The following is a 25,033-nucleotide window of genomic DNA, read 5'->3' as shown; positions in this document are numbered from 1 at the left end:
TCGAACGGCGCGAGTCAAGGAGGCGACACCATGGGGGGCGACATTTTGCGGACCCGGCGCGATTTCCTGGGGATGGGCGTGGGGGTGCTCGGCGCGGCCGGCCTGGCCGCGTGCGGGGGCACGTCCTCATCGAGCACCTCCGTGCAGCCGGAGGTTCCGAAGGATCTGCTCGACGCCGCGGCGTCGTTGAAGGGCACCTCGATGGGGTTGCTGTCGCAGAAGCTGTACTCGACGGCGGCCAACGACGCGCTCGACAGCTCGATCAAGAAATTCGCCGAGGCGACCGGCTCCAAGATCGAGAACAGTCTGGTCCAGGCCGACGCGGGGGACGTGGTCGCCAAGATCGACGCCGAGGTCAAGGGCGGCGTGGCGCGCGACCTGGCCTTCATGACCGACTCGCGGTTCATCGCGCAGTTCCACGCGCTGGGCGACCTCGAGGACGTGACGGACGTCGTCAAGGCGCTGACGGCCAAGTACGGGGAGCCGTGCGCGGAGGCCAAGAACTTCTGCGTCTTCGACGGCAAGTGGTACGCGATTCCCTACCACTTCATCGGGATCGGGTCGTTCCTGCGCAAGGACTGGATGCAGGAGAAGGGCCTCACGCCCAAGGACGTCTACAGCTGGGAAGAGCTGCGCGACGTGTGCCTGGAGATCTCCGACCCGGGCAAACGCCGGTACGGCTGGGGCATGATGGTCAACCGGTCCGGCGACGGCAACGGCATGATCGAGGCGCTGATCAACTCGTACGGCGGGGCCATCGCCGCCAACGACGGCCGGAAGGTCACCTTCGACTCGCCCGAGACGGTACAGGCGGTGACGTTCCTGGGCGACATCTACACCAACCCCAAGTACAAGCCGATGCTGCCGCCCGGCGTGGCCAGCTGGACCGACACCAGCAACAACGAGAACTGGCTGGCCGGGGTGCTCGGCTACACCCGCAACAGCTTCAGCGTGTACGCCGACTCCAAGACCAAGAAGAACCCGGTCTACGAGAACACGCACGTCTTCTCCGACTGCATCGGCCCGGCCACGGACAAGTCGCTGCTGCTCGGCCAGTCGCAGGGCTTCACCGTCTTCAAGGGCGCCAAGAACGCCCCGCTGGCCAAGCTCCTGGCGCAGTACCTGATCACCGCGCCCGCCCTGGTCGGCGTGTCCAAGGAGGCGCCCGGCCTGGTCATGCCGGCCTGGGAGAAGGTGTGGGACGCCGACCCGTACTTCACCGGCGGTGACCCGGCCTTCAAAATGGTGCGCACGCTGTCGCAGCAGCCGCTGCCGCTGAAGACCAAGAACGGCCTGGAGTTCCCGCAGAAGGCCAGCGCCGGGCAGCAGGCCGTCGTCGCGGCCTACGTCCTCACCGACATGATGCAGCAGGTCGTGCAGGGTACGGCGCCCGCGCAGGCCGTCAAGTCGGCCCACGACAAGATGGTGCAGATCTTCAGCCAGCAGGGGCTGCCCCAGTGAGGACGGTTCGCCAAGGCCCGGCCCCGGTGAAGCGGTCAGCCCCGCCGCCGGGGCCGGGCTCCCTCACGCCGGCCCAGCGGCGGCTGGGTCGTGACTGGCGGCTGTCGACGCTGTTCCTGGCGCCGACGGCCGTCCTCGTCGGGGTGCTCGTGCTGCTGCCGATCGGCCGGTCGATCATCACCAGCACCACGGAACGGCACGGCTCCGACAACGTGTTCGTCGGCCTGGACAACTACACCGCCCTGATCGGCGACGACCAATTCCGTACGGGTGTCATCAACTCGTTCGTCTTCACCACGTACGCGGAAATCTTCAAGGTCGTGCTCGGACTGGCGGCGGCTCTGCTGCTGCACAACCAGCGTCGTGGCCGCGCCCTGCTGACCGGGCTGCTGCTCGTGCCGTGGGTGGTGCCGACGGTCGTGACGGCGTTCAGCTGGCGCTCGCTGCTCGACCCGATCTTCGGCAGCGTCAACTCCCTGCTCGGCGCCTCCGGAATCGGGCAGCTGCTGGCGTCGGCACACCTGATCGACAGCTGGCCCGCGGGCTGGCTGTCCGACACGTCGCTGGCGATGCCGTCGGTGATCCTGGTCAACGTCTGGAAAGGCGTGCCGTTCTTCACGATCTGCTTCCTCGCCGGGCTCAAGGCCATCCCGAGCGACCAGTACGAGGCGGCGACGATCGACGGCGCCTCGGCCTGGCAGCGGTTCATGCACGTGACGCTGCCCGGGCTGCGGCACGTGATCACGGTGACGGTGACCCTGTCGTCGATCTGGACGTTCAACAACTTCGACCTGATCTGGCTGCTGACCCAGGGCGGGCCGGGCGACGTGACCGCGCCGTACGTGCTCATCGCCTACTCCAAGGCCATCCTGCAGCTGCAGTTCGGCGCCGGGGCGGCGGTCACGCTGGTCATGCTGCCGGTCATCGGCGGGCTGGTGTTCTACCTGGTCCGGCTGCTGAGACCGGACCTGATCAACCGGCCCTACCGGCCACCCGGAGCCCTGCGCAAGGCCGTGCCGTGGATCATCACGGCGATGGTCACCATCGCGCTGGCCTGGGCATCGCCGCAGATCTTCTGGAAAGCGGCCGTGCTGCTCGGCGTGTTCATGCTGATCGCGGCGGGGGTCGGCCGGGTGGTCTCCGGGCTCCAGGCGCGGGGAGGACGCCGTACGTCGTCGGCAGTGTCCAATGTGGGTCGTAGTGTTGCGACGTTCGGGTTGCTGGCGTTCGTGCTCGGCCCGATGTACTGGATCGCCGTCACGGCCTTCAAGACCGAGGGGCAGGTCGTCTCCCGCGTCAACGACCTGTGGCCCACGCCGTGGAGCTTCGAGCAGTTCACCGCCCTGTTCACCAACCAGCCGTTCGGGCGCTGGTACCTCAACACCATCCTGGTGTCCGCCGCGTCCACTGTGGTCGCCCTGATCTGCGCGGTGCTGGCCGGATACGCCTTGGCCCGCCTACGTTTCCGCGGGGCGCAGGGTTTCACCGTCACGGTGCTGCTCACCTACGTGATGCCCGGGGCGCTGCTGTTCATCCCGCTGTACCAGCTGCTCATCGGGGTGCGGCTCACCGACTCGTTGTGGTCGCTCGTGGTGACGTACCCGACCTTCACCATCCCGTTCGCCACCTGGCTGCTGGCCGGCTACTTCTCGTCGATCCCGGCCGAGCTGGAGGAGGCCGCGCTGGTCGACGGCTGCTCCCGCGTCCAGGCGTTCGGCCGGGTCGTGCTGCCCCTGGCCAAGCCGGGACTGCTGGCGGTCGCGCTGTTCACCCTGACCAACGCCTGGAACGAGTTCCTGTTCGCCTTCGTCTTCATCACCAAGGACGAGTTCAAGACGCTGCCCGTGGGGATGCAGTCCATGATCGCCGGCGATGTCGTGCCCCAGGGCCAGCTCGCCGCGGCGTCGCTGCTCGTCAGCATCCCCGTCGTCGTCATGTACGCGTTCGGCCAGCGCTTCCTGACCGAGGGACTCACCGCGGGCGCCGTGAAGGGCTGACCGGCCCCCACCAGGGGGCCGGTCACCGTATTCTCGACTCGCACCCGGTGGCCTCACGCCGGGCCGGGAGAGGGAAACCATGCGGATCACCGTGCTGGGCGCGGGTTCTTGGGGTACGACGGTCGCGTCCGTCCTCACCCGGCGGGACCACGAATCGCTGATCTGGGCGCGCAGCGCGGCCGCGGCCGACGAGATCAACGCCAAGCACACCAACGACCGCTACCTCGAAGGGTTTCCGCTGCCGGACCGGCTCCGGGCCACCGCCGACCTCGCCGAGGCGGCCGCGCACGCCGAGTTGCTCGTTGTCGGCGTGCCCACGGGGGCGTTCCGCGCCACTCTGGAGCGGGTGCGGCCGGACCTGCATCCGTGGATCCCGGTCGTGAGCCTCAGCAAGGGGCTCGAGCGCGACTCGCTGCTGCGGATGACCGAAGTGATCAAGGACGTGCTGCCGGGGCACCCGGCCGCCGCCCTCACCGGGCCCAATCTGGCCAAGGAGATCATGGCGGGCATGGCGGCGGCCACCGTGATCGCCACGGAGGATCTCACCGTCGCCGCGGAGCTCCAGCGGGTGTTCCGCCGCGGCATGCTGCGCGTGTACACCAACCACGACGTGATCGGCTGCGAGGTCGGCGGGGCGCTGAAGAACGTCGTGGCGATCGCCACCGGCATCGCCCAGGGCCTCGGCGTCGGCGACAACACCCGGGCCGGGGTGATCAGCCGCGGGCTCGCCGAGCTGACCACGCTGGCGGTCGCGATGGGCGGCGAGCCGAGCACGCTGGCCGGCCTGGCCGGGATGGGCGACCTGGTCGCGACCTGCATCAGTCCGCACAGCCGCAACCGGTACGTCGGCGAGCAACTCGGCCGCGGGCGCAGCCTGAACGACATCCTCGCCGAGATGGGCCAGGTCGCCGAGGGAGTCAAAACCGTGCACGCCGCGGTGCAACTGGCCGACCGCCACGACCTGGCCATGCCCATCACCCGCACGATCCACCGCGTCGTCACCGGCGACATCACCGCCGAACACGCCTACGACGGCCTGCTGCGTACCCACCCGGCCGGCCACGAGTCCGACCCCGGCTGACGCCGATTCGACGGCAGATCGGGAAGTCGCGGCTTGTCCAGGAACTCTGCGACCGTTGTGCTCGATGAGATGCCCTGGATCTCCGAACAGGATGCGACCTTCGACGGCCATGTGCAGGCTGCTTGGGATCGGCTCATCTCCCGCAAGCCCGTTCTGCTGCTGTTGCTCGGGAATCTGCCTGGAATGGTCGCCAGGCGTTCCGCCGGCCGACTTCCTGACTGCGGAGATCGCCAACAAGACCTCGGCGTTGTTCACCGTTCCCGAGCAGTCCCTGGCATCGGAGTTCCCCGCCCCGGATACTGCCAAGCGCGTTCTGGAAGCGGTCGGTGGGACGGGCGGCCGCACGTTCAGCAACATCGCAGCGGCCGCCGGCGACCGCGCGGGGCAGGTCAGCTCGGGCACCCTGTCCCCACTGCTGCACCGTCTCGTCGATGAGAAGCAGACCCTCGCCGTCGACCGGCCGCTGTCCACAAAGCCCAGCATCGCGTTCGCCGGTTCCATGAAGTGGCAGGATGGCCCCTTCGACCGGCGCCACCTGGACGACCTGCAACGGCACGCTCCGATGATTCCGGGATTCGAACCCGGCGTCAGCGGCCTCGTCGTCGTCAGCCGCTCGGGAGCTGACCTTCCCGTCGGAGCGGCCGATCTGATCTGGGACCGGACAACGTCGTCCAAGCCTGGACGGCCTGATCTAGCTCCGGCCCGGGTGCCGGGGTTGGCGTCCGGGAGCGACCAGGCCGTTCTCGTAGCCGAAGACGACCGCGTGGACGCGGTCGCGCAGGCTCAGCTTGTGCAGGATGCGGCTCACGTGGGTCTTGGTGGTCTGTTCGGCTATGAACAGCTCCTTGGCGATCTCGGCGTTGGACATGCCCATCGCCACGTGGCGCAGGACCTCGCGTTCGCGGTCGGTCAGGGCGTTCAGGGCCGTCGCCGGTGGGGTGGGCTGGGTCTCGACGAAGTTCTCGATCAGGCGGCGGGTGATGCTGGGGGAGAGCAGCGCCTCGCTGTTGGCCACCACGCGTACGGCGCGCATGAGCTCTTCCGGTTCGCTGTCCTTCAGCAGGAAGCCGCTCGCGCCGGCCCGCAACGCCTCGTACACGTAATCGTCGATGTCGAAGGTCGTCAGCATCAGCACCTTGGGGGTGTCGCCGGCCGCGGACAGCAGCTCGCGGGTGGCGGCCAGGCCGTCCAGCTCGGGCATGCGGACGTCCATCAGCACCACGTCGGGGCGCAGGGTGCGGGCCCGATCGATCGCCATCCGGCCGTTCTCGGCCTCGCCGACCACCGACATGTCGGGCTGGGAGTCGAGGATCGCGTGGATCCCGGCGCGGATCATCGGCTGGTCGTCGACCACGAGCACACGGATCATTCTGAGCCTTCCAGCGGGAACGTCGCGGTGACACGGTAGCCGCCCTCGGGGCGGGGGCCGGCCTGCAGCGTGCCGTCGGCGAGCCGGGCCCGCTCGCGCATGCCGACCAGGCCGTGACCGGCGCCGGGGGACTCCTCGATCGACCGCGGCAGCTCGGTCGGCAGGTCGTTCTCGACGACGACGACCAGGGTGCCGTCGTCGACGGTGACGCTGATGCGGGTGGGTGCGCCGGGCGCGTGCCGCACGACGTTGCTCAGTGACTCCTGGACTATCCGGTACGCGGCCAGTCCCACCGTGTCGGGAAGGTCGGCGTCGGCCACCTCGAGCTCCACCGGGACGCCTCCACCGCGTACGGAATCGGCGAGCTCGCCCAGATGCTTCAGGTCGGGCATCGGGCGCAGTTCGTTCTCGGCGTCCTCGTCGCGCAGCAGCGCCAGCAGCTGCCGCATCTCGCGCAGCGCGCCCCGTGTGCCCGCGGCGATCCGGCCGAACTCGGCCTTCGACTCCGGGTCGAGATCCTTGATCCGGTACGCGGCCGAGGTGGCCTGCATGTGGATGACCGACATGCTGTGTGCCACCACGTCGTGCAGCTCGCGGGCGATGCGGTTGCGTTCCTCGACGAGGGCCCGCTGCGCCTGCTCCAGCTCGACGTCACGGTAGGCCTCGGCCAGCTGACGGCGGGCCGCCTCGCGCTGATTCCAGGCGATCATGCCGAAGAGCACGAGCACCGAGGTCGTGGCGTACAGGATCAGCGAGCCGTCGGCGTCGTCGAGGGCACGACGGCGGGGGTCGGCCAGCACCAGCAGGATGCCCGCGAGCGCGCTGGCCCACCAGGTGATCACGGCGTCGCGCCAGGGCCGGGTCGCCGCGATCAGCCCGACGTGCGCGATCAGCAGCACCATGACCGGCAGGTTCAACGGCCACAGGCCGTCGGCGTCCGGCTGCACCCACGCGAACGTGGTCACCCCGCCGAGCTGCAGAACGAGGGCGGGCCAGGGCCGGCGCAACGCCAGCGGCAGAGCCGCGCACTGGGCGGTGGCGGCCGCGTACGAGACCAGCAGCGGCACATCGTAGAGCGAGGTCATCAGCAGGGACTGGACCACCAGCAGGAAGCCGGCCGCCGCACCCACGACCAGCACCCACAGCCGCCTCACCGGTTCCACCCGCGCCACCTCCACACCGGCGACGTTACCCACCGGATCCGGCGCCGGCGTCCCGCTCGCGAGCCACCGGACCCCCTACCACGGAGCTACGCGGAAGGGCCCCGCGGACGGACGCCCCGTTCGGAACCTTTCCCCGAGTCTTCTCGGCATGGATCTGACACAGGCCGTGCTGGAGCACCCGTACCTGGTGCTCGGCCCGCTCGTGCTCATCGAGGGGCCGGGCGCGACCATCGCCGCGGGCACGCTCGTCGGCGCCGGGCTGGCCGCGTTCTGGCCGATCTGGGTCATCGTCGTGCTGGCCGAGGTGGTGGGCGACAGCCTGCTCTACCTGCTCGGCCGCTGGGCCCGGCGGCCGTGGGCGGCGCGCCTGCTGCGCAAGCTGCGGGTCGACCGGCTGGCCGCGATGCCACTGCCACGGCTGGTCATCACGGCCAAGCTCGTCGACGTCGTGGCCCTGCCCGCCTTCGTCTCGGCCGGGATGGCCCGGATCCCGTACCGCCGGTTCGCCGCCTGGGTGGGGGCCACTGCCGCCGTACGCGGTCTGGTCCTGATCGGCCTGGGCGCGCTGCTCGGCAGCCGGCTCACCGGCCTGCTCGAGCGGCCCGGCGGCATCTTCCTGCTCACCGCGGTCGTCGCTGTGCCGGTCGCGCTCGTCCATCTCGCCATTCGTCGCTGGAGCAAAGGAAAAATCGCATGCGCATCCTCATCGGAGCCGACACCTACTCGCCCCACGTCAACGGAGCCGCGGCCTTTGCCGAGCGCCTGGCCGTGGCGCTGACCGCCCGGCACGAGGTGCACGTCGCCGTCCCGTCGACCACCCGCCGCAGCCACACCGGCATGACCCGCGACGGCGTCGTCGAGCACCGGGTGCGGTCGCTGTCGATCCCGGGCCACCCCGGTTTCCGGTTCTGCCCGCCGCTGGGGCTCAGGGCCGAGGCCCGGCGGATCCTCGACGAGGTGCAGCCGGATGTGCTGCACGTGCAGAGCCACTTCCCGTTGTGCCGGGCGCTGATCGAGGCCGCCAACGAGCGCGGGCTGCTCGTCGTGGCGACCAACCACTTCATGCCCGAGAACCTCGTGCACTACCTGCCGATCGGCGACGCGGGCCGGCAGGGCGTGCACGGGTGGGCCTGGCGTGACGCTGCACGGGTGCTGGGCCGGGCCGACATCGTCACGGCGCCCACGCCGTACGCGGCGGCGCTGGCCACGGTGGCCGGGGTGCCGGGCCCGGTGCTGCCGATCTCGAACGGCGTCGACCTCAGCCGGTTCCGCGAGCAGGCCACGGCCGGGGAGTTCCGGCTGCGCTACGGCGTGCCGGACAAGCCGGCCATCACGTACGTGGGAAGGCTCGACGCCGAGAAGAACCTGGACGTCGTGATCCGGGCCTTCGCCGCGGTGCGCCGCAGCATCGACGCCCAGTTGGTTCTGGTGGGCGCGGGCGCCGAGCGGCGAGGGCTGAGCGCTCTGGCCGCGGGCCTGGGCGTCGGCGAGCACGTCACGTTCACCGGTTACGTGGCCGATTCCGACCTTCCTTCGGCGTACGCCGCCACGACCGTCTTCGTCAACGCGGGCACCGCCGAGCTGCAGAGTCTGGTCACGCTCGAGGCGATGGCCAGCGCCCGCCCGGTGGTCGCGGCGGACGCGGCGGCCCTGCCCCACCTGGTCGAGAACGACGTGACCGGCTATTTGTTCCCGCCCGGCGACAGCGACGCCCTGGCCGGCCGCCTGCTCGCCCTGCTCTGCGACCCGCAGCTCGCGCAGGGGATGGGCCGCAAGGCCCGTGCCGTCGCCGAGCAGCACGACGAGACGCGGACGGTGGCGGCTTTCGAGCAGCTGTACGCGATCCGGAAGGCGCCCGCCCGCCCGGTCGAGGCAGCAGCGTGACAGCCACAACGACCCACGAGCGCCCACCGGGCAATGGCGCGTCCCCTGTCGGGTCCCTCGACGCTGAGCCGGCCCGTGCTCGCCGGGGTGACCGCTGGTTCCGGAACTCGCGGGTGAGCCTGGGGGTGTCCACGGTCGCCGGGGTGGGGCTGCTGGTTGTCGGGAACGCGGACCCCCTGAACGAGATGCTGAGCGACGCGGTGCGGACCGTGCCGGGCGCCCTGTTGCTGATGGTGGCGGCGTGCGGCCTGGCAGTCAGCGAGATGTGGCTGCTCGCCGGGGTGCGGCGTGCGCTGCCCCGGGCTCGGGCGGTCAGCTGGCTGCTCGGGGTCTGGTGCGCGTCGCTGGTGGCGGTGGCGTTCTTTCCGACCAACCTGCCGGGCACGGAGCCCGGAGTGGCCGCGGTGGTGCATCGGGTCGCCGCGGCTCTGCTGGCAGCGTTGCCGCCCCTGATCGCTCTACTGGTGGTGGAGGCGGCCGGTCGTCGGGCGGAGGCGGGCCGGGCCGGTCCGGTTCACGCAGACGGGCGGGCGGAGGCGGGGCGCGTCCGGTGGCTGCGTGTGGCGGGGCTGTCGGCGCTGGCCGCCTGCGTGGCGTTCGGCGCGGCCCACGGGCCGGCCGTCATGTTCGGGGCCGAACTCTTTCCGTACGCGGGGCTCGCCGAACGCATCCTGCTGGCGCTCGTGCTCGTCGTGGTCGGCCTGTGCGCCTGGGCGGTCGAAGGGGTGGAGCGGGAATGCTGGAGCTGATTGAGGGCTGGATGGCCGCTCCCGCGATCTACGCCGTCATCTTCGTGCTCGCCCTGCTCGACGCGGTCCTGCCGATCGTGCCGTCGGAGACCGTCGTCATCGCGGCCGGGGTCTTCGCTGTGTCGGGCGTTCCCGCACTCCCGCTGGTCATCGTGCTGGCCGCGGTGGGGGCGTTCGCCGGCGACCATCTGGGCTACGGCCTCAGCCGGTGGCTGCGCCGGCGTCGCTCGCACGGCCGGCTGGCCCGGGCCGCCGACCGGATAGCCCCGCACTTGCACCGCCGCGGTGGTGCGCTCATCGTCGCGGGCCGCTTCGTTCCCGGCGGCCGCACCGCGGTGGTGACGGCAGCCGGCGCCACCGGCTACCCGTTGGCCCGCTTCTCGGGGTTCACGTCCGTCGCCGCCGCGCTGTGGGCCACGTACTCGGGATTCGTCGGATATCTGGGCGGCGCCGCCTTCGAGTCCAACCCGGCGATGGGCCTGCTGGCCGGCCTCGGCATAGCGATGGCAGTCACCCTGCTGGGCGAGCTGATCCGCCGTTTCCGCCCGTCGAGGAAGCCCGTAGCGGACGGCCTTCCAGCGCCACAGGTTCACGAGCTGACGCGGTGATCAGGCGAAACCGCGAGTCCAGTACCACCATGGCTTGCCATTCATCGAGGCCGGCTCCCCGTTGAGGTCTGTTTCGCGGCTGGGGCGGGGCTGCGGCTGGCATGCTCGTTGAATGCGCCTGTGTCGCAGTGTGGTGGCGGGGGTGGCCGGCTTGAGCTGCGCGGTGGTGCCCGGCTGCGGCACGGATCCGGGGGCTCGAAGCGGGTCGGCGCCTTCGGCGGACGCTGTTGCAAGTGCGGGTGTCACGGTGAGCCCCTCGGCATCGCAGTCGTGGCGGCCGTGGATCCCGCCGATGGACTGGCCGGATTTCGGGCTGTCGCCGACGCCCGCGGCGAGCACCAGGCCCGTCCCGGCGACGTCCAGCCCGAGTTCCGGGCGGGTCAGCGACGGCTGGGAGGTCACCGTCTATTACACGGCGGTGGAGGAGTTCCACGACGGCGAGCCGGAGCAGGTGTCCGGCTGTCTGCAGCTGGACTGCTCGAACGGCGACGACGACCTGGGCCGCTATCCGGCGGATTTCGTGCGGGCGGTCCGGGACGAGGGGACCGGGCGGACGGCCGCCGGGCGGTATCTGAACTGGTCGTACGACGTGGGGTTCTGGATCGACTCGCAGCCGCGCAGCGCGGATGGGCGGGCGCTCGTCCCGTTCGTGTCGGCGGCGGCCGACCCGGGTGTGCTGCCGCACGGCACCCGCTTCACCATCAGCGCCTGCGGGCGCCAGGACGACGGCTCGGCGCTGCCCTCGGCTACCTGTGGGGCGCTGCGCCGGGCGTCCTGGCTGATCACCGACGAGTTCACGCCGGGGCTGGGCGGCAACCGCCACATCGACGCCTACATCGGGCCGGAGACCGGGCCGGATTTCACCGACTCGGACTGGTACGTGACCCTGCAGGGCGCCCGTCTGACCATCAACTGAAGCCCGGTCATTGGGTCACGGCGGCGACGTATTTGTCGGTGCGCAGCGTGGACGGGGTCAGGCGTGGCTCGGGTGCGGCCGGGGCGTCGGCGGTGGGTGCGGGCGGGGCGGCCGCCGGCGGGGCCGGTTGCTGGCGGGCCAGCAGGCCCTTGCCGAGCGCGGCGAGCGTCGTCACGGTGGCGACGTTGAGGGCTGTGCCCCAGTCGAACGCGGTGATGTCGAAGACGGTGGCGGCCGCGACCGAGGCGGCCAGTGAACCCAGGAACGTCTTGCCCAGGCGGACGATCAGGTCGGGCCAGAAAGCCAGGTCCGTCCTCTTGGCCAGGTATTGCAGCGCCGTGAGAATGACCGAGGAGACCGCCGCGCTGAAGGCCAGCGTCAGGGCGTACGCCCAGGGAAGGGTGGCCACCGAGACGGCCGTGCCCCCGGCGAGCAGCGTCGCGAAGAAGATCTCACCGGCCGACCAGCCCGCCCTCTCGAGGAAGTCGAGCAGGACCGCGCGCCATTTCTCTGTCGTCCACACCGTCCACAGAGTCCTCCCGCCGGGGCGTCACCACAAGGGCTACACGGCGAACGTCGTGCCGATGCCCATGCCGGTTATCCATTCGGGGACGGGCTCGTAGCTGTCCCACACCAGCGGCAGCCCGGCCGCCGCGTGACCGACCAGCCAGGTACGGACCTCGTGCCCGCCGCTGCCCGCCTCGTCCTCCAGCTTGTCGTGGCCGAGCGCGACGATCGGGTCGAGATCCCGGGAGTACAACTGGCGCAGGAACCACTGGTCCCAGGCGGCGTTGACCGGCGCGTCGGGGTTGCCGGCCATGGCCCGTACGCGTGGTTCCCGCACTGCGGCGAAGGCGCGCGCGTCCTTGCGGCCGTTGATGAGCGACTCACGCTTCTCGCCGGCGACCGACGGATCCCGCGGGTCGTTCGAGGGCAGCCAGTGCGACAGCCCGCCGCTGGCGACGATCAGCACCCGGCCCGCGAAGGACGATCGCCGGATCGCGTCGCCCAAAGCCTTGCCCAGGGCCACGCAGCGGGCCAGCGAGGGCAGCGGCGGCGCGGCCGTGTTGAGCACCAGCGGCACGAGCGGGACCGAGAAGCCGGTCGTCATCCCGTAGCTCTGCACCACGCCGTGGTCGACGGTCAGCGCGTACGACAGGGAGACGTCGAACCCCGCCTCGTCGAGCCCGTCCCGCACCGCCCAGGCCAGCGGGGCGGCGACCGGCAGCTCCCCCTCGAAGCTGCCGAAGTCGCCGAACCCCGTGGCCATCTCGACACCCAGCACGAACGGCGGCATCTGGTCGTAGAAGTTGGCGTGGAAGTGGTCCGGCCCGATCACGACCACCGCGTCCGGCGCCAGAGTGGCCACCGCCGCGGCCACGCGCCCGGCGTCGGACAGAAACTGGCCGCCGGGACCGCCCTCGAAGGGCAGCAGCGTGGCGAACGGCGAGTGCGACATCCCCACGAAGCCGACGATCTCGCTCATGCCGCGCTCCCAGCCGGACCGAGCAGGAAATCCCGGTGTGTGCGCAGGTATTCGTCGACCTTCTCCCACTGGGGCCAGTGCCCGGCGTCGGCGATGACGTGCAGCCGCGCGTCGGGCAACCACTGCAGCAACATCTCGGCCTCGTCGAGCCCGCCGGTCGGGTCGTGCTCGGTCCACAGCAACAGCGTCGGCGCGGTCACCTTGCCGACCCAGCCCGGTTCCCAGGCGTACGCCTTACGCACCACCGGATCCTGCAACACCAGCGTGTTGGTGATGGCCTGGACGAAGCCGGGCCGGCTGTAGACGGCGCGCCGCAGGTCGACCAGCTCGTCGGTCACCATTTCCTTGTGGTGGAACAGGAACTCGACCCGCCGCCGCACGGTCTCGTCGCTGGGATCGCGCACCGCGGCCATCGTGCTGTCACGCATCCGGGCCATCACCTCGGGCTTGTTGGCGATGTTGCCCGGCGTGTTCAGCACCAGCCGGTCGACCCGCTGCTGGTGGAAGGCGGCCGTCCACGCCACCACCCAGCCGCCGAGCGATTCGCCGCTGAGGTGCGCGCGCTCGATGCCGAGCGCGTCCATCAGGCCGATCAGGTGATCCGAGAGAACGTCGATGGTGTACGGGCGATCCGGCGTGTCCGACCAGCCGTGCCCCAGCATGTCGTACGCGGTGACGCGGAAGTCCTCGGCCAGGCCGGCCAGATCCCGCGCGTACGCCTCGAGGTGTCCGCCCGTGCCGTGCAGCAGGATCAGGTCGGGCCCGCTGCCCGCCTGCAGGACCCGGGTGCGCACCCCGCCCACGTCGACGTGGCGCAGCGCGTGGTCCAGCGTCGCCAGCTCACCCCAGATGCTGATGTGTGTCATGCGCCTTCCTTGCCTCGTCGACGGTGGCCAGGCCCATGCTCTGGCGGCGGGCGATCCCGAAGTGGCTGAGCAGCCGGGAATTCTCGATGGTGAGGAACTCGACCGGCTCGTCCGCGGAGTCGTTGTAGTGCCGATGCCAGGTCCACGGCGGCGTGTACACGAAGGCGCCCGCTTCCCACGGTGAGGACTCGTCCTCGAGCTCGGTGTGCCCGTGGCCGCTGATCACGAAGTGCACGGTCTCGTGGTAGTGCCGCTGCATGTCCGAGCTGAGGCCGGGCGGGATGGTCTGCCGGAAGACCTCGAACGTGCTGGTCGGCAGCTTCCCGGCGATCCGCAGCGTGGTCGGGTTGTGCACCTGCGCCGCGGGCAGGGTCTCGAGTTCGTGGTCGTGCACCACGAACGGCCGGGCCGTTCCGGGCTTCACCACGTCGGAGATCGCGCCGAGGAAAGCCGCCATGTCGAAGGACATCAGGGTGTCTCCGTTCTGCCGCCGTCGACCGTGAGCACGGTCCCGTTGACGTAGCTTGCGGCGGCCGAGGCCAGAAAGGCGATCACTTCGCCGATCTCCTCCGGTCTTCCCGCGCGCCCTGCCGGCACCGTGCTCACGTCGGCGGCGTCGATTTCCTCGTACGGGATTCCGGCGCGCTCGGCTCGGGCGGTGAGGACGTCGCGCCGCCGGCCGGTGGCCGTCGGACCCGGAGCTACGCAGTTCACCGTGATGCCCCGGTCCGCGTACTCGCGGGAGAGCAGTTTCGCCGCACTGGTCACCGCGGCCCGGAGAACCGTGCTCGCGGCGAGGTCGGGTTGCGGCTGCCGCACGGCCGTGGACGTCACGAAGACGACCCGGCCGAAACCTCGCGCAGCCATGGCGGGCAGCGTCGCCCTGGCCAGCCGTAAAGGCCCGCGCAGCAACAGATCGAACGCTCGCTGCCAGCCGTCGTCGTCCACGGTCAGGATGCGCCCGGGCGGCGGCCCACCCGCGTTGAGCACCAGAACGTCGGCGGAAACGGCCGCCGGCGGGCAGTCGGCGGCGAGATCGGCCCGAACAGTCGTGACCGCGGCCCCGGTGCGCTCGGCGATCGCGGCAGCGGCCTTCCCGAGCGGCTCAGCGCGGCGGCCGGCCAGAACGACGTCGTGCCCGGCACGCGCCAGGCACTCGGCGGCCGCGAATCCGATCCCGGATCCGCCCCCACCGACCAGAGCGGTTCTCGTGCTGATGAGGCCTCCTCGTGTTACGCGGACTCCCGACGTGGCTCGAACACGGCTAGCCTGACCGCCATGACTGCCGAGGCCCTACCGTGAGTCCCGCTCAGCGGGACAGTGGGTCGCTGGGCGGGCTCGACCGGGCCGCCGCCATCCTGGGCGCGTTCGACGAGCAGCACCGCGAACTCAGCCTGGCCGCCCTGGTGGCCCGCTGCGGCCTGCCCCGCTCGACCACGCACCGCACGGCCGACAAGATGCTCAAGCTGGGCTGGCTCGACAAGCCCGCCGACCGCTACCGGGTCGGCAACCGCATCTTCGAGCTCTCGGGCCTCGCCCCGGTCCGGCACCAGTTGCGCGAGGCAGCGCTGCCCTACCTGCAGGATCTGCACCACGCCACCCGCCTGACGGTGCAACTGGGCGTGCTCAGCGGCACCCAGGTGCTGCTGGTCGAGAAGATCACCGGACATCGGCCGATGCCGATGCTGTCGCAGGTCGGCGCGTTGCTGCCGGCGCACTGCTCGGCTCTGGGCATGGCGATCCTGGCCTACAGCGACGAAGCGGCCGTGCAGGCGGTGATCAACGCCGGTATGGAGCGGCGGACGCCCCGCACGATGACCACAGCCACCGCGCTGCGACGGGAGCTGGCGGCCATCCCCGACCGCGGGCTGGCCGTCGAGCGCGAGGAGGGAAACGTCGGCATCAGCTGCGTGGCCGCTCCGATCTTCGGGCCGCTGGGCGTCGTCGTGGCTGCCGTCTCGGTCACCGGGCCGGTCGCCCTGGTGCGCGCCGACCGGGCCGGCCCGGCCGTGCGCCTGGCCGCGGCGGCCGCCTCTCGGGCGTACAGCAGCTTTCCGTCCCGCTGAGCGGGACGGTCGTTTGGGTGCTCGCGCCGCGAGCCGCAGGCTGTGACCCAGTGCACAGCCCGGCGAAGTGGAGGAGGAGCCGTGAGTCTTGGCGGCGGTTACATGCTCAGCTCGCGCAAAGGGACCCAGATCCCCGCGATCGGCCTGAACATCACGATGAAGGCGAACGGGCCGGCCACCCGCGACGCCTACTCGCTTTTCGAGTACGCGATCCCGCCGGAGACCAACGGCCCGCCGGCCCACCTGCACACCCGCGAGGACGAGTCGTTCATCTGCCTGGCCGGCCGGCTCGATGTGTCGCTCGGCGGCGAGGAGTTCACCCTCGAGTTCGGCGACTACCTCTACCTGCCGCGCAACGTCGTGCACACGTTCCGCAACCCGTACGGCGACGAGGCCCGGGTCGTCTCGGTGGTCTCACCGGCCGGGCTGGAGGCGTACTACCAGGCGCTCGGTGAGCTGCCGCCCGGCCCGAAGGACATGGCCACGCTCAAGCCGATCATGGAGGAGTTCGGGATCGAGCTGCAGCTGCCGCCCGGCGGGGGTCGCTGACCATGCGCGTCGGGATCATCGGCGCCGGCGTGGCCGGGCTGGCCACCGCGAAGACACTGCTCCAGGCCGGCCACGAGGTGGTCGTCCACGACTCGGCGCCGGACGTGGGCGGGGTGTGGAGCCGCACGCGGCGGTACCCCGGCCTGACCACTCAGAGCGCCAAGGCCACGTACGGCCTCTCCGATTTCCCGATGCCGAAGGATCTGCCCGAGTGGCCGACCGGCGCCCAGGTGCAGTCGTGGCTGGAGGCGTACGCCCACGAGTTCAAGATCGAGCCGCACCTGCGCCTCGGGGTCCGTGTGCTGTCGGCGGCCGGCGACGGCAAAGGGTGGACGCTGACCCTGTCGACCGGCGGGACCGACACGGTTGACAAGCTGGTCGTGGCCAACGGCGTGTTCTGCGAGCCGGCGATGCCGGTCTTCCCCGGCGCCGCCGACTTCGAGAAGGCGGGCGGGCAGATCCTGGCCGGCACGTCGGTGCACTCGGCCGACATCGCGCGCGGGAAGCGCGTACTCGTGGTGGGGTACGGCAAATCGGCGTGTGATGTCACCGTGCCGCTGTCGCAGGAGGCCGCGAGCACGGACGTCATCGCCCGGCAGCTGCTGTGGAAGGTGCCGCGCAAAATCGGCGGCGTGCTCAACTTCAAGATGCTGCTGCTGACCCGGATGGGCGAGGCGCTGTTCCGCTACCACCGGCTGCGCGGCGTCGAGAAATTCCTGCACGGCCCGGCCAACCCGGTGCGGCGCAGCATGCTGAACTCGGTCGGATCGGTGTCCGTACGCCAGTTCAAGCTCGAACAGCTGGGCCTGGTGCCCCGGGGCACGATGGAGGGCATCGTCAAGGGCGCGATCGGCCTGGCCACCGAGGGCTTCTTCGAGGGCGTCGAGAAGGGCACGATCCGCGTGCGCCGCGACACCACCATCGTCCGGCTGAGCGCGGGCCGGGCCGAGCTTTCCGACGGTACGGTGCTGCCGGCCGACCTGATCGTCTGTGCCACCGGCTTCCGGCAGGGCGTGCCGTTCCTCGACGAGACGGTGCAGCAAAAGCTCTTCGACGAGCGCGGCAACTTCCAGCTGTACCGCCAGATCCTGCCGCCCGGCGTCGACGGCCTCTACTTCAACGGCTACAACTCCTCGTTCTTCAGCCCGCTGAACGCCGAGATGGCCGCCGTCTGGATCACCGCCCACCTGGCCGGCGCGGTGCCGCTGCCCGGCCCCGAAGCGATGCGCCGCCAGGTCGAGGCGCAGCTGGCCTTCATGGACGAGGCCACCGACCGGCACCACAGCCGCGGCACCAAAATCATCCCGTTCTCCTTGAAGAACGTCGACGAGGTGCTGGACGACCTGGACCTCAACATCAGCAAGCGCGTCCGCGCCTCGCACTGGCTCAACCCGGTCGACCCGTCCGCCTACCGCGGCGTGACCCCGGCCCTGCTGGGCCGCCTGCGCGCCCGCGAAAACGTCCTCGAGGACGCCTGAGCCCGGTGCCGGCCCGCAACGTGGCAGCGGGCCGGCACCGGCAAGGACCCAGTACGGTGCCACCATGCCTGACAGCGCGTATTTCGATCAGTGGTATGCGGACATGTCCTCGCCCGCTCGGGACGCGATCGTCGCCCGTGCCATGGGACTGCCGGTGGAGCTGGGGGATGCGGGCGTCCTTTCCTGGCCGGGAATCGGCGAGCTGACCCGGGAATTGCGCCTGGCGCCGGGCGGCCTGCTGCTCGACATCGCCTGCGGGCGGGGCGGGTACGGCATCGAGGTCGCCCGGCGGACCGGCGCACGCGTGGCCGGGGTGGATTTCTCCTCCGTGGCCATCGAGCGCGCGAAGCAGAACGGCGCGCGCCGGCTGCCCGCCGGGCGGGCACAGTTCCAGACGGGGACTCTGGTGGCGACGGGCCTGCCCACGGGCGCCGCGGACGGCCTGATGTGTGTGGACGCCGTGCAATTCGCCGTACCACCGCTCGCCGCGCTGCTCGAGTTCCGCCGGCTGCTGAGGCCCGGCGGTCGGCTCGCCGTGACCTGCTGGGAGGCCGAAGACCCGTCGGACGAGCGCGTCCCGGCGCGGATCCGTGCGGTGGATCTGCGGCGAGACCTGACGAGAGCCGGTTTCCTCGGGGTGGAGGTGCACGAGAAGCCCGAATGGCGCGAGGCTGAGCGAGCGATGTGGGAGGACGCGGTGGCGGCGGATGCCTCGGACCCGGCAGTGAGGTCTCTCCAGGCCGAGGGACGGCTCTCGCTGGCGACGTTCGACTCGCTGCGCCGCGTGTTCGCCACCGCCGCCGCGCCCTGAACGAAGGCGGCGCCGGTGTTCAGGCCGGGTGGGAACATGAGGGGATGGCGACGCTTCGCTCGGTCAATGTCGGACTGCCCAAGGACGTGCTGTGGCGTGGGCGCACTGTGCACACCGGGATCTGGAAGGCGCCGGTCGACGGGCCAGTCATGGCGCGCCGTCTCAACCTCGACGGGGACGGGCAGGGGGATCTGGGCGGGCACGGCGGTGAGATGCGGGCCGTGTTCGTGTACCAGCTGGACTCGTACCGGTATTGGCAGAAGTTTCTGGGCCGGGACGATTTTGTGCCGGGACAGTTCGGCGAGAACTTCACGGTCGACGGGCTGGCCGACGACGAGGTGCGGGTGGGCGACCGCTACCGGGTCGGGGCCGCGCTGTTCGAGGTGACCCAGCCCCGGGTCACCTGCTATCGGGTCGGCATCCGGATGGACGATCCGCGGATGCCGGCCCTGCTCGTGCAGCACCACCGGCCCGGCTTCTACTTCCGGGTGCTGAGCGAGGGCGAGGTGCGAGCGGGCGACGACATCGTCAAGGTCGCCGACGGTCCCGAAGCGCTCACCGTGGCCGAGGTCGACGCCCTGCTCTACCTGCCCGGCCATTCCCGGGAGCGGATCGAGCAGGCGTTGCGCATCCCCGCGCTCAGCCCGGGCTGGCAGGGCTCGTTCCGGGCGATGCTCGACGAGCCGGCGTCCTCGAGCGGCAACGCGGGCCTGGTCGCCGCCTCGCCCCCGCCGGCCTGGGCCGGGTTCCGCCCGCTGCGGGTGACCGCTGTCGAGCCGGAGAGTTCGACGATCGCCTCGCTGCGGCTGGCCGATCCGGACGGCACGGCGTTGCCCGCGGCCTTACCGGGCCAGTTTCTCACCGTACGGCTGAAATCCGGCCTGGTACGCAGCTACTCCCTCTCCGGCGCACCCGGCGGCCCCGAATACCGCATCAGCGTCAAGCAGGAACCGCACGGCCGAGCCAGCGCCTACCTGCACACCGGCGTCCGCTCCGGCGACCTGATCGACGCGGCCGCACCCCGCGGCACGTTCGTGCTGACCCCGGGCGACGGGCCGGTCCTGCTGGTCAGCGCGGGCGTCGGGGCGACCCCGGTGCTGGCCATGCTGCACGCGCTGGCCGACCAGGCGTCGACCCGGGAGGTGTGGTGGGTGCAGGCCGCGCGCAACGGCGAGGAGCAGCCCTTCGCGGCCGAGGCGAGGGCCCTGCTGGCCCGGCTGCCGAACGCTCACTCGTACGTCTGCTTCAGCCACCCGCGCCCGCAGGAGCCCGGCGACTACGACTTCGCCGGCCGCTTGTCGGCCGCCTCGCTGCACGCCCTGAACCTGCCGGGGGACGGCGACGCCTACGTGTGCGGCCCCGCCACCTTCCTCACCGACGTGACCGCCGCTCTAGCCGGCCGCCGCGTCCACACCGAGATCTTCGGTGCGGCGCCCGGCCTGACCCCCGGCATCGAGGCGAAGCCCACCCGCCCACCGCACCCGCCGGCGGGCGAGCCGGGCACCGGCCCCGCGGTGTCCTTCGTCCGCAGCGACCTGACCGTGCCCTGGCCGCGGGAATCGGCCAGCCTGCTCGACCTGGCCGAGGCGTGCGACGTCCCGGTCCGCTGGTCGTGCCGCGTCGGCGTCTGCCACAACTGCGAATCCGGCCTGCTGTCGGGCGAGGTCACCTACACCACCGACCCGGTCGACCCGCCGGCCGAGGGCAACGTGCTGATCTGCTCGGCCCGCCCGGAAGGCGACATCGTGCTGGACCTGTAGAGCGCCCCCATTCTCTCCGGGGCGCGGAGCGATCACTATGAGGTCTGCGCCGAGACGGACCACGTGACGGGAGCATCCATGGCCGACGAGACCAGGCAGTTCATCGACGCCGACCTGAGTGGCGCCCGCTTTGTCCGCAGCGACCTGTCCGGCGTCGTCATGCGGGCCGTCGAGCTGCAGGGCGCGGACCTCGACGCGCCGTGGCTGTTCGAGGGCGACGGCGTCCTGCGGGTCAACGGCGTCGACGTGGTCCCGCTGGTCGAAGCGGAACTCAACCGCCGCTTCCCCGGACGCGCCGACCGCCGGGCGACCGACCCCGACGGCCTGCGGGCCGCCTGGGCCGCGCTCGAACGCACCTGGGCGGCCACGCTCGACCGCGTCGCCGCGATGCCGCCCGGCACCACCGACGTGTCGGTCGACGGCGAGTGGTCGTTCGCCCAGACCCTGCGGCACCTCGTCATGGCTACCGACACGTGGCTGCGCGGTGCCATTCTGGAGGTCGCCGAGCCGTACCATCCGATCGGCCAGCCGAACGCCGAGTACGAGACCGACGGCTACGACCTCTCCGTCTTCATGACCGGCACGCCGCCGTACGCCGAGGTGCTCGAGGCCCGGGCCGGCCGGGTCGCCCTGGTGCGCGGCTATCTCGCCACGGTCACCGCTGACGACCTGGCCGCCGTCCGCCGCAACCCGTGGGGGCCCGAGCATCCCGAGACCGTCCTGTCCTGCCTGCACACCATTCTGCAGGAGGAGTGGGAGCACCACCGCTACGCCGTCCGCGACCTGGACGCTCTCAAGGCTTGACGACGACCAGGCGGGCGACGGTGGCGCTGCCGTCCTCGGCGCCGGCCACGCCGACCTCGGCGCCGGTCTTCAGGGTGCCGCGCAGCCGCAGCTTGTCACCCTTGGTCCAGGTCAGCGTGAAGCCGTCGGTGGACTTCACGCTCAGGGTCTTGTCGTCGGTGGCGGTGACCGTGCCGCGCTGCACGACGAGGGTGCGGGTGCCCTGTTTGCCGCTCACGACCACCTCGCCGTGCAGGGTGTTCTTGCGCAGGTAGGCCCGGGCCGGCTTGGCGCCGGCCTGTTGGTCACCCTCGAGCGCGGCCAGGGCGTAGGTGTCGTCGGCGGCGTCGGCCGGGGTGGCGACGGCCGCCCCGACGGCGACCGCGGCCACCACGCCGGTCACGCCCAGAGCGGTCAGGGTCAACGTCATGCGGGTACGTGTCATGACGGGAAGCCTCGACCCGGCGTACGCGGAACGGGTCAGGGTTTTGTTCGGGCTGTGTAAGGCAGCGTCACCGTGAACATCGCGCCGCCCTCGGGGGCGTGCCCGGCCGCGATCGTGCCGCCCAGCCGGGTCACCAGGCGCGCGGCCAGGGCCAGGCCGAGCCCGCTGCCGGTCGGGCGTTCGTGGCGGTAACGCTGCCGCAGCGCGCCCCGCTGGAAGGCCACCTCGAGATCCTCGTCGGTGAAGCCGGGCCCGCCGTCACGCACCTCGACCACGCCGCCCTGCTCGCCGGCGCGGACCGCCAGCACCAGCGGCGTCCCGGCCGGAACGACCCGCAGCGCGTTCTCGCACAGGCCGTCGATGACCTGCCGGATCCGGTCGGGGTCGGTGTCGACCAGCACGGGCTCGGTCGGCAGCTCAGCGCTCAATTGCGGACCGTAGCGCGGCCGCCAGGCCTGCGCCGCCGCGTCGACCAGCTCGTTGAGGTCCACGGCGACGACGGTGACCGGCAGATCGCCGGCCTCCAGCCGGGACAGGGCGAGCAGGTCGGAGATGAGCCGGTCGAGCCGCTGGGCCTCGCGCAGGATCGTGTCGCCACCCTCGGGCCCCTCGACGACCCCGTCGGCCAGGGCCTCGGCATAGCCACGGATGGTGGCCAGCGGCGTACGCAGCTCGTGCGAGACCGACAACAGGAACTCGCGTTCCCGGCCCTCGCTGCGTTGCAGGGCCGCGCCCAGCTGATTGAGGGCGGTCGCCAGCTCGGCCGCCTCGACCGGCGGGCGCACGGCCAGTCGCACCGACCGGTCCCCGGCCGACATCCGCCCGGCCGCGAGCGCCGCCTGCCGCAACGGACGGGCGATGAACCGGGCCAGCAGCGCGCCCGCGCCGATCCCGCCGGCCAGACCGGCCAGCAGGGCCACCCACACCCCGCCGAGCACCCGCGCGGCCGTTCCCGAGGACGCGGCCCGGGTCAGCACGACCCCGGCGTCGTTGCCGCTCAACGGCCGCCCCGCGATGAACACGGACTCGCCACCGACCACCCCGCGCGTGTCCACGGTCGAGCCGGCCGCGATCTGCTCGAGAACCCGCGGCGGCAGGCCCGGCCGGTCGGCGACGCCGCGGCGGACCAGATAGACCGAGATGCCGTCGTCCCGCAGCCGCGCCACGATCCGCTGCCGCGCCGCGAACCGCTCGGTGGTGAGCAGCTCGACCGCGATCGCCGACTTGTCGGCCAGGTCGGCCCGGCCCGCGTTGTTGGCCGAGCGCACGGCGATGGGCAGCGCCACCAGCGCGGTCACGATCACCGAGATCACCGCGGTGGCCGCCGTGACCAGAACGGCCCGTCCGGTCAGCGTCCTAAGCATCGGCGGTGTACCCGACGCCGCGGACGGTGCGGATCAGTCCGGCCGCGTCGCCGAGCTTGGCGCGCAGCTGGGCGACGTGCACGTCGACGGTGCGGGTGCCGGCGTGTGACGCGTAGCCCCACACGCCGGCCAGCAGCTCCTCGCGGGTGAAGACCCGGCCGGGGCGGCGCAGCAGGTGCCCCAGCAGGTCGAACTCGGTGGGAGTGAGCACGAGCGGCCGATCGGCGACGGTCACCGAGCGGCGTGCCGGGTCGAGCGAGACCGGGCCCAGGGTGCGTACGCGCTCGCCCTCACCCGGACCGGCCGCGCGCCGCAGCAGCGCCCGCACGCGGGCCACCAGCTCGCGCGGGCTGAACGGCTTGGTCAGGTAGTCGTCGCCGCCCAGCTCGAGCCCGAGGATCCGGTCGACCTCGTCGTCGCGCGCGGTCAGGAAGACGACCGGTGTCCAGTCCCCGTCCTCGCGGAGCCGCCGGCAGATCTCGGTGCCCTCCATCGACGGCAGTGCGATGTCGAGCACGCAGGCCACCGGCCGCATGCGCCGGGCCGCCGCCAGTCCCGCGGCGCCGTCGTGCTCGACGTGCACCCCGAAACCGTCCCGGCTCAGATAGAGCCGCAGCAGGTCGGCGATGGGCCGCTCGTCCTCGACGACCAGCACCAGCCCTTTCTCCGTCACCGGCCCATTCTGCCCGCTGGAAGCGGTCCGCGATGTTCGGGGAACGTACGGGCCTCGCGCTACTGTCCTGCGGTGGCGGCGTTCGATGCGGTAGTGACGGATCTCGACGGCACGGTGGTTCGAGCTGACGGCACGGTCAGCGACGCGACGCTGCTGACCGCGCGCACCCTCGCCGAGCGAGGCGTGCCCCTGCTGGCCGCCACCGCCCGCACGCCCACCGGGGTGGCCGCGCTGGAAGAACTGGCGCCGCACCTGGCCTTCGCGGTCTGTTGCAGTGGCGCCGTCGGCTGGGTACCGGGCGCTGCCACTCCTGCCTGGTGCGAGCGGTTGCCGCGCGACACGATGACCGATCTGATCGCCTTCCTGACCCGCGAGTTGCCCGCGGCCGCGATGGCGGCCTTCGACAACCGCCAGTGGCGCATGAATGCGGCCTACCAGGTCATGCGACCGAACACCCATCGGGGCCCGATTGCCGTCGTCGCAGCGGAGGCACTGGCCGAGGCGGATCCCTGCACGATGGTCGTCGCCCATGCCGGCTGGCCGCCGGAGCGGCTCGTCGCGGTGCTGATCGAGGCCGGCTTCGACACCACCCGCCTCGGTCTGCATCGCGCCGGGCGCCGATTCGTCGAGGTGACATCCGCTCGGGTCGACAAGGCCAGCGGGGTGCTGCGCGCGTTGCACACCATCGGCGCCGCCCCGGAACGCACCATCGCCTTCGGCGACATGCCGATCGACACCACGATGTTCGCAGTGGTCGGCCACTCCGTCGCTATGGCCGATGCCCCGGCCGAGGTCCTGGCAGCAGCGGCCCACCGGACCGCGTCCGTCGAGGACGACGGCTTCGCCCGCACCCTCGCGGCACTGCTGTGACGCGGCGATCACCGTCCGAGCGTCGCCGGTCTCACCGGGATCGCAGAGAGACCTTCACGCCGCCGGACAGCGGGGAGTCGTGCAGCTCCAGAATCGTCAGCTTGACTGTCCGGGGAACGTCGAAGACGAGCTTGCCGGTCACGCGCTCGCCGGGGTCGAGCTTCTCGAGGAACGTCTGGGTGTCGCGGTTGGCGTAGACGCCGGCGACGGTGTCGTCTCCGTAGGCGGTGCCGGTGGCGTCGTACGCCTTCTGGGCCTGGCCCAGGAAGTAGCGGGCGCCGTCCGAGATGTTGCGGACCGACAGGCTGATCACGCAGAACCTGCCCTCGGCGGTGCGGGTCAGATGCTCGGGGCCGACCGTGGTGCGGGAGCAGTCGAGGCGCGAGACGACGAACTCGAACTTGCCGTCGCGGACCTTGTCGCCGAGGCCGGGCTGGGCGGCCCGGGTCGTGGGCGCTGTCCTGGTCGGCTCGGCCGCGGCGACCGGCTCCCCGCTGCCGAGTTGCTGCGCGGCGACGCCGGTGAGGAACAGCGCGACCACGGCGACGACCGCGAACAGGGCAGCGAGCAGCGGGTTGAGCCGGAATCGAGGTCGAGGGTCGTGCGGCATCGGATCACTCCAGGCGCCGGCGTGTCTACCCCCTCACTGTGAGT

The 25,033-nt window shown here is 71.5% G+C and carries 26 protein-coding genes; 15 read left to right on the top strand and 11 right to left on the bottom strand.

The window, feature by feature from the left end:
• Positions 1 to 30: 30 nt before the first annotated feature.
• From KXC43_RS42430 to KXC43_RS42420, 3 genes are all read left to right on the top strand, one after another.
• Complete coding sequence (locus KXC43_RS42430) at positions 31 to 1,461, top strand: extracellular solute-binding protein (protein WP_255645759.1); 1,431 nt, start codon at positions 31 to 33, stop codon at positions 1,459 to 1,461.
• A 26-nt stretch (positions 1,462 to 1,487) separates the two neighbouring features.
• A complete protein-coding gene (locus KXC43_RS42425) occupies positions 1,488 to 3,458 on the top strand; it encodes an ABC transporter permease (RefSeq protein ID WP_221381933.1) in 1,971 nt (656 codons plus the stop codon).
• 79 nt (positions 3,459 to 3,537) lie between these two features.
• Complete coding sequence (locus KXC43_RS42420) at positions 3,538 to 4,539, top strand: NAD(P)H-dependent glycerol-3-phosphate dehydrogenase (RefSeq protein WP_221381932.1); 1,002 nt, start codon at positions 3,538 to 3,540, stop codon at positions 4,537 to 4,539.
• Positions 4,540 to 5,230: 691 nt separating this feature from the next.
• Here the strand turns inward: KXC43_RS42420 and KXC43_RS42415 are convergent.
• Both KXC43_RS42415 and KXC43_RS52995 read right to left on the bottom strand, forming a co-directional pair.
• Positions 5,231 to 5,908 (bottom strand): response regulator, encoded by a 678-nt coding sequence (locus tag KXC43_RS42415; RefSeq protein WP_221381931.1) that lies wholly within the window; start codon positions 5,906 to 5,908, stop codon positions 5,231 to 5,233.
• A complete protein-coding gene (locus KXC43_RS52995) occupies positions 5,905 to 7,071 on the bottom strand; it encodes a sensor histidine kinase (protein ID WP_221381930.1) in 1,167 nt (388 codons plus the stop codon). Before KXC43_RS52995 ends, KXC43_RS42415 begins: the two co-directional genes overlap by 4 nt.
• A 148-nt stretch (positions 7,072 to 7,219) precedes the next feature.
• On the opposite strand from KXC43_RS52995, the gene KXC43_RS42405 reads away from it, so the two are divergent.
• The 5 genes from KXC43_RS42405 (at position 7,220) to KXC43_RS42385 (ending at position 11,228) form a co-directional block, all read left to right on the top strand.
• Positions 7,220 to 7,849 (top strand): DedA family protein, encoded by a 630-nt coding sequence (locus tag KXC43_RS42405; protein ID WP_221381929.1) that lies wholly within the window; start codon positions 7,220 to 7,222, stop codon positions 7,847 to 7,849.
• A complete protein-coding gene (locus KXC43_RS42400; protein ID WP_221381928.1) occupies positions 7,765 to 8,955 on the top strand; it encodes a glycosyltransferase in 1,191 nt (396 codons plus the stop codon). Before KXC43_RS42405 ends, KXC43_RS42400 begins: the two co-directional genes overlap by 85 nt.
• A 113-nt stretch (positions 8,956 to 9,068) precedes the next feature.
• Positions 9,069 to 9,704 carry a DUF998 domain-containing protein gene (locus tag KXC43_RS42395; RefSeq protein WP_221381927.1) on the top strand — a complete coding sequence of 212 codons (636 nt, stop codon included), beginning with the start codon at positions 9,069 to 9,071 and terminating at the stop codon, positions 9,702 to 9,704.
• Positions 9,692 to 10,312, top strand: a complete 621-nt coding sequence (locus KXC43_RS42390; RefSeq protein ID WP_221381926.1) for a DedA family protein — start codon at positions 9,692 to 9,694, stop codon at positions 10,310 to 10,312. Before KXC43_RS42395 ends, KXC43_RS42390 begins: the two co-directional genes overlap by 13 nt.
• A 292-nt stretch (positions 10,313 to 10,604) precedes the next feature.
• Positions 10,605 to 11,228 carry an RlpA-like double-psi beta-barrel domain-containing protein gene (locus tag KXC43_RS42385; protein WP_221381925.1) on the top strand — a complete coding sequence of 208 codons (624 nt, stop codon included), beginning with the start codon at positions 10,605 to 10,607 and terminating at the stop codon, positions 11,226 to 11,228.
• A gap of 7 nt (positions 11,229 to 11,235) precedes the next feature.
• Here KXC43_RS42385 and KXC43_RS42380 read toward each other — a convergent pair whose 3' ends face one another.
• Genes KXC43_RS42380 through KXC43_RS42360 form a run of 5 tightly spaced genes read right to left on the bottom strand, consistent with a single transcriptional unit; the run spans position 11,236 to position 14,732 of the window.
• Positions 11,236 to 11,751 carry a hypothetical protein gene (locus KXC43_RS42380; RefSeq protein WP_221381924.1) on the bottom strand — a complete coding sequence of 172 codons (516 nt, stop codon included), beginning with the start codon at positions 11,749 to 11,751 and terminating at the stop codon, positions 11,236 to 11,238.
• A 39-nt stretch (positions 11,752 to 11,790) separates the two neighbouring features.
• Positions 11,791 to 12,714, bottom strand: a complete 924-nt coding sequence (locus KXC43_RS42375) for a DODA-type extradiol aromatic ring-opening family dioxygenase (protein WP_221381923.1) — start codon at positions 12,712 to 12,714, stop codon at positions 11,791 to 11,793.
• The gene (locus tag KXC43_RS42370; RefSeq protein WP_221381922.1) at positions 12,711 to 13,580 is read right to left on the bottom strand and encodes an alpha/beta fold hydrolase; all 870 of its coding nucleotides are present in this window, start codon (positions 13,578 to 13,580) and stop codon (positions 12,711 to 12,713) included. The genes KXC43_RS42375 and KXC43_RS42370 overlap by 4 nt, the downstream gene beginning before the upstream one ends.
• The gene (locus KXC43_RS42365) at positions 13,555 to 14,049 is read right to left on the bottom strand and encodes a cupin domain-containing protein (RefSeq protein ID WP_221381921.1); all 495 of its coding nucleotides are present in this window, start codon (positions 14,047 to 14,049) and stop codon (positions 13,555 to 13,557) included. The genes KXC43_RS42370 and KXC43_RS42365 overlap by 26 nt, the downstream gene beginning before the upstream one ends.
• Entirely contained in the window at positions 14,049 to 14,732 is a 684-nt protein-coding gene (locus KXC43_RS42360; protein WP_438870951.1) for an SDR family oxidoreductase, read from the bottom strand. The genes KXC43_RS42365 and KXC43_RS42360 overlap by 1 nt, the downstream gene beginning before the upstream one ends.
• Positions 14,733 to 14,878: 146 nt before the next feature.
• Here KXC43_RS42360 and KXC43_RS42355 point away from each other — a divergent pair, with 146 nt between their 5' ends.
• The 6 genes from KXC43_RS42355 to KXC43_RS42330 all read left to right on the top strand — a co-directional run bounded on the left by KXC43_RS42355 (position 14,879) and on the right by KXC43_RS42330 (position 21,048).
• The gene (locus KXC43_RS42355; RefSeq protein ID WP_221381920.1) at positions 14,879 to 15,646 is read left to right on the top strand and encodes an IclR family transcriptional regulator; all 768 of its coding nucleotides are present in this window, start codon (positions 14,879 to 14,881) and stop codon (positions 15,644 to 15,646) included.
• An 81-nt stretch (positions 15,647 to 15,727) separates the two neighbouring features.
• On the top strand, positions 15,728 to 16,195 hold the full coding sequence (locus tag KXC43_RS42350) for a cupin domain-containing protein (RefSeq protein WP_221381919.1): 468 nt from the start codon (positions 15,728 to 15,730) through the stop codon (positions 16,193 to 16,195).
• 2 nt (positions 16,196 to 16,197) lie between these two features.
• Positions 16,198 to 17,673, top strand: coding sequence for a flavin-containing monooxygenase (locus KXC43_RS42345; RefSeq protein ID WP_221381918.1), 1,476 nt, complete (start codon positions 16,198 to 16,200; stop codon positions 17,671 to 17,673).
• Positions 17,674 to 17,737: 64 nt separating this feature from the next.
• Positions 17,738 to 18,484, top strand: a complete 747-nt coding sequence (locus tag KXC43_RS42340) for a class I SAM-dependent methyltransferase (RefSeq protein ID WP_221381917.1) — start codon at positions 17,738 to 17,740, stop codon at positions 18,482 to 18,484.
• Between the two features lie 44 nt (positions 18,485 to 18,528).
• Positions 18,529 to 20,244, top strand: a complete 1,716-nt coding sequence (locus tag KXC43_RS42335) for an MOSC and FAD-binding oxidoreductase domain-containing protein (RefSeq protein WP_221381916.1) — start codon at positions 18,529 to 18,531, stop codon at positions 20,242 to 20,244.
• Between the two features lie 78 nt (positions 20,245 to 20,322).
• On the top strand, positions 20,323 to 21,048 hold the full coding sequence (locus tag KXC43_RS42330) for a DinB family protein (RefSeq protein ID WP_221381915.1): 726 nt from the start codon (positions 20,323 to 20,325) through the stop codon (positions 21,046 to 21,048).
• Here the strand turns inward: KXC43_RS42330 and KXC43_RS42325 are convergent.
• The 3 genes from KXC43_RS42325 to KXC43_RS42315 are packed head-to-tail and all read right to left on the bottom strand — an operon-like array spanning position 21,038 to position 23,509.
• On the bottom strand, positions 21,038 to 21,472 hold the full coding sequence (locus KXC43_RS42325) for a hypothetical protein (protein ID WP_221381914.1): 435 nt from the start codon (positions 21,470 to 21,472) through the stop codon (positions 21,038 to 21,040). The genes KXC43_RS42330 and KXC43_RS42325 overlap by 11 nt on opposite strands.
• A 35-nt stretch (positions 21,473 to 21,507) precedes the next feature.
• Complete coding sequence (locus KXC43_RS42320; protein WP_221381913.1) at positions 21,508 to 22,836, bottom strand: HAMP domain-containing sensor histidine kinase; 1,329 nt, start codon at positions 22,834 to 22,836, stop codon at positions 21,508 to 21,510.
• Positions 22,829 to 23,509 carry a response regulator transcription factor gene (locus KXC43_RS42315; RefSeq protein WP_221381912.1) on the bottom strand — a complete coding sequence of 227 codons (681 nt, stop codon included), beginning with the start codon at positions 23,507 to 23,509 and terminating at the stop codon, positions 22,829 to 22,831. The genes KXC43_RS42320 and KXC43_RS42315 overlap by 8 nt, the downstream gene beginning before the upstream one ends.
• Positions 23,510 to 23,581: 72 nt before the next feature.
• Between KXC43_RS42315 and KXC43_RS42310 the strand changes: the two genes are divergently transcribed.
• A complete protein-coding gene (locus tag KXC43_RS42310; protein WP_221381911.1) occupies positions 23,582 to 24,379 on the top strand; it encodes an HAD family hydrolase in 798 nt (265 codons plus the stop codon).
• A 31-nt stretch (positions 24,380 to 24,410) separates the two neighbouring features.
• Here KXC43_RS42310 and KXC43_RS42305 read toward each other — a convergent pair whose 3' ends face one another.
• The gene (locus KXC43_RS42305; RefSeq protein WP_221381910.1) at positions 24,411 to 24,989 is read right to left on the bottom strand and encodes a DUF4352 domain-containing protein; all 579 of its coding nucleotides are present in this window, start codon (positions 24,987 to 24,989) and stop codon (positions 24,411 to 24,413) included.
• Between the last annotated feature and the right edge of the window lie 44 nt (positions 24,990 to 25,033).

Origin of the sequence: Paractinoplanes polyasparticus (assembly GCF_019710575.1) — a bacterium.
Lineage (GTDB): Bacteria > Actinomycetota > Actinomycetes > Mycobacteriales > Micromonosporaceae > Actinoplanes > Actinoplanes polyasparticus.
Note: the sequence above shows the minus strand (reverse complement) of the source record. Positions and strands in the feature narration are given on the sequence as shown.

What these genes read in the sequence shown, in the direction of transcription:
- KXC43_RS42390 (WP_221381926.1), top strand. Translation starts at nt 9,692, where the DNA reads ATGCTGGAGCTGATTGAGGGCTGGATGGCCGCTCCCGCGATCTACGCC.
- KXC43_RS42400 (WP_221381928.1), top strand. Translation starts at nt 7,765, where the DNA reads ATGCGCATCCTCATCGGAGCCGACACCTACTCGCCCCACGTCAACGGA.
- KXC43_RS42430 (WP_255645759.1), top strand. Translation starts at nt 31, where the DNA reads ATGGGGGGCGACATTTTGCGGACCCGGCGCGATTTCCTGGGGATGGGC.
- KXC43_RS42385 (WP_221381925.1), top strand. Translation starts at nt 10,605, where the DNA reads ATGGACTGGCCGGATTTCGGGCTGTCGCCGACGCCCGCGGCGAGCACC.
- KXC43_RS42320 (WP_221381913.1), bottom strand. Translation starts at nt 22,836, where the DNA reads ATGCTTAGGACGCTGACCGGACGGGCCGTTCTGGTCACGGCGGCCACC.
- KXC43_RS42365 (WP_221381921.1), bottom strand. Translation starts at nt 14,049, where the DNA reads ATGTCCTTCGACATGGCGGCTTTCCTCGGCGCGATCTCCGACGTGGTG.
- KXC43_RS42335 (WP_221381916.1), top strand. Translation starts at nt 18,529, where the DNA reads ATGGCGACGCTTCGCTCGGTCAATGTCGGACTGCCCAAGGACGTGCTG.
- KXC43_RS42330 (WP_221381915.1), top strand. Translation starts at nt 20,323, where the DNA reads ATGGCCGACGAGACCAGGCAGTTCATCGACGCCGACCTGAGTGGCGCC.
- KXC43_RS42325 (WP_221381914.1), bottom strand. Translation starts at nt 21,472, where the DNA reads ATGACACGTACCCGCATGACGTTGACCCTGACCGCTCTGGGCGTGACC.
- KXC43_RS42345 (WP_221381918.1), top strand. Translation starts at nt 16,198, where the DNA reads ATGCGCGTCGGGATCATCGGCGCCGGCGTGGCCGGGCTGGCCACCGCG.
- KXC43_RS42405 (WP_221381929.1), top strand. Translation starts at nt 7,220, where the DNA reads ATGGATCTGACACAGGCCGTGCTGGAGCACCCGTACCTGGTGCTCGGC.
- KXC43_RS42340 (WP_221381917.1), top strand. Translation starts at nt 17,738, where the DNA reads ATGCCTGACAGCGCGTATTTCGATCAGTGGTATGCGGACATGTCCTCG.
- KXC43_RS42420 (WP_221381932.1), top strand. Translation starts at nt 3,538, where the DNA reads ATGCGGATCACCGTGCTGGGCGCGGGTTCTTGGGGTACGACGGTCGCG.
- KXC43_RS42375 (WP_221381923.1), bottom strand. Translation starts at nt 12,714, where the DNA reads ATGAGCGAGATCGTCGGCTTCGTGGGGATGTCGCACTCGCCGTTCGCC.
- KXC43_RS42305 (WP_221381910.1), bottom strand. Translation starts at nt 24,989, where the DNA reads ATGCCGCACGACCCTCGACCTCGATTCCGGCTCAACCCGCTGCTCGCT.
- KXC43_RS42370 (WP_221381922.1), bottom strand. Translation starts at nt 13,580, where the DNA reads ATGACACACATCAGCATCTGGGGTGAGCTGGCGACGCTGGACCACGCG.
- KXC43_RS42415 (WP_221381931.1), bottom strand. Translation starts at nt 5,908, where the DNA reads ATGATCCGTGTGCTCGTGGTCGACGACCAGCCGATGATCCGCGCCGGG.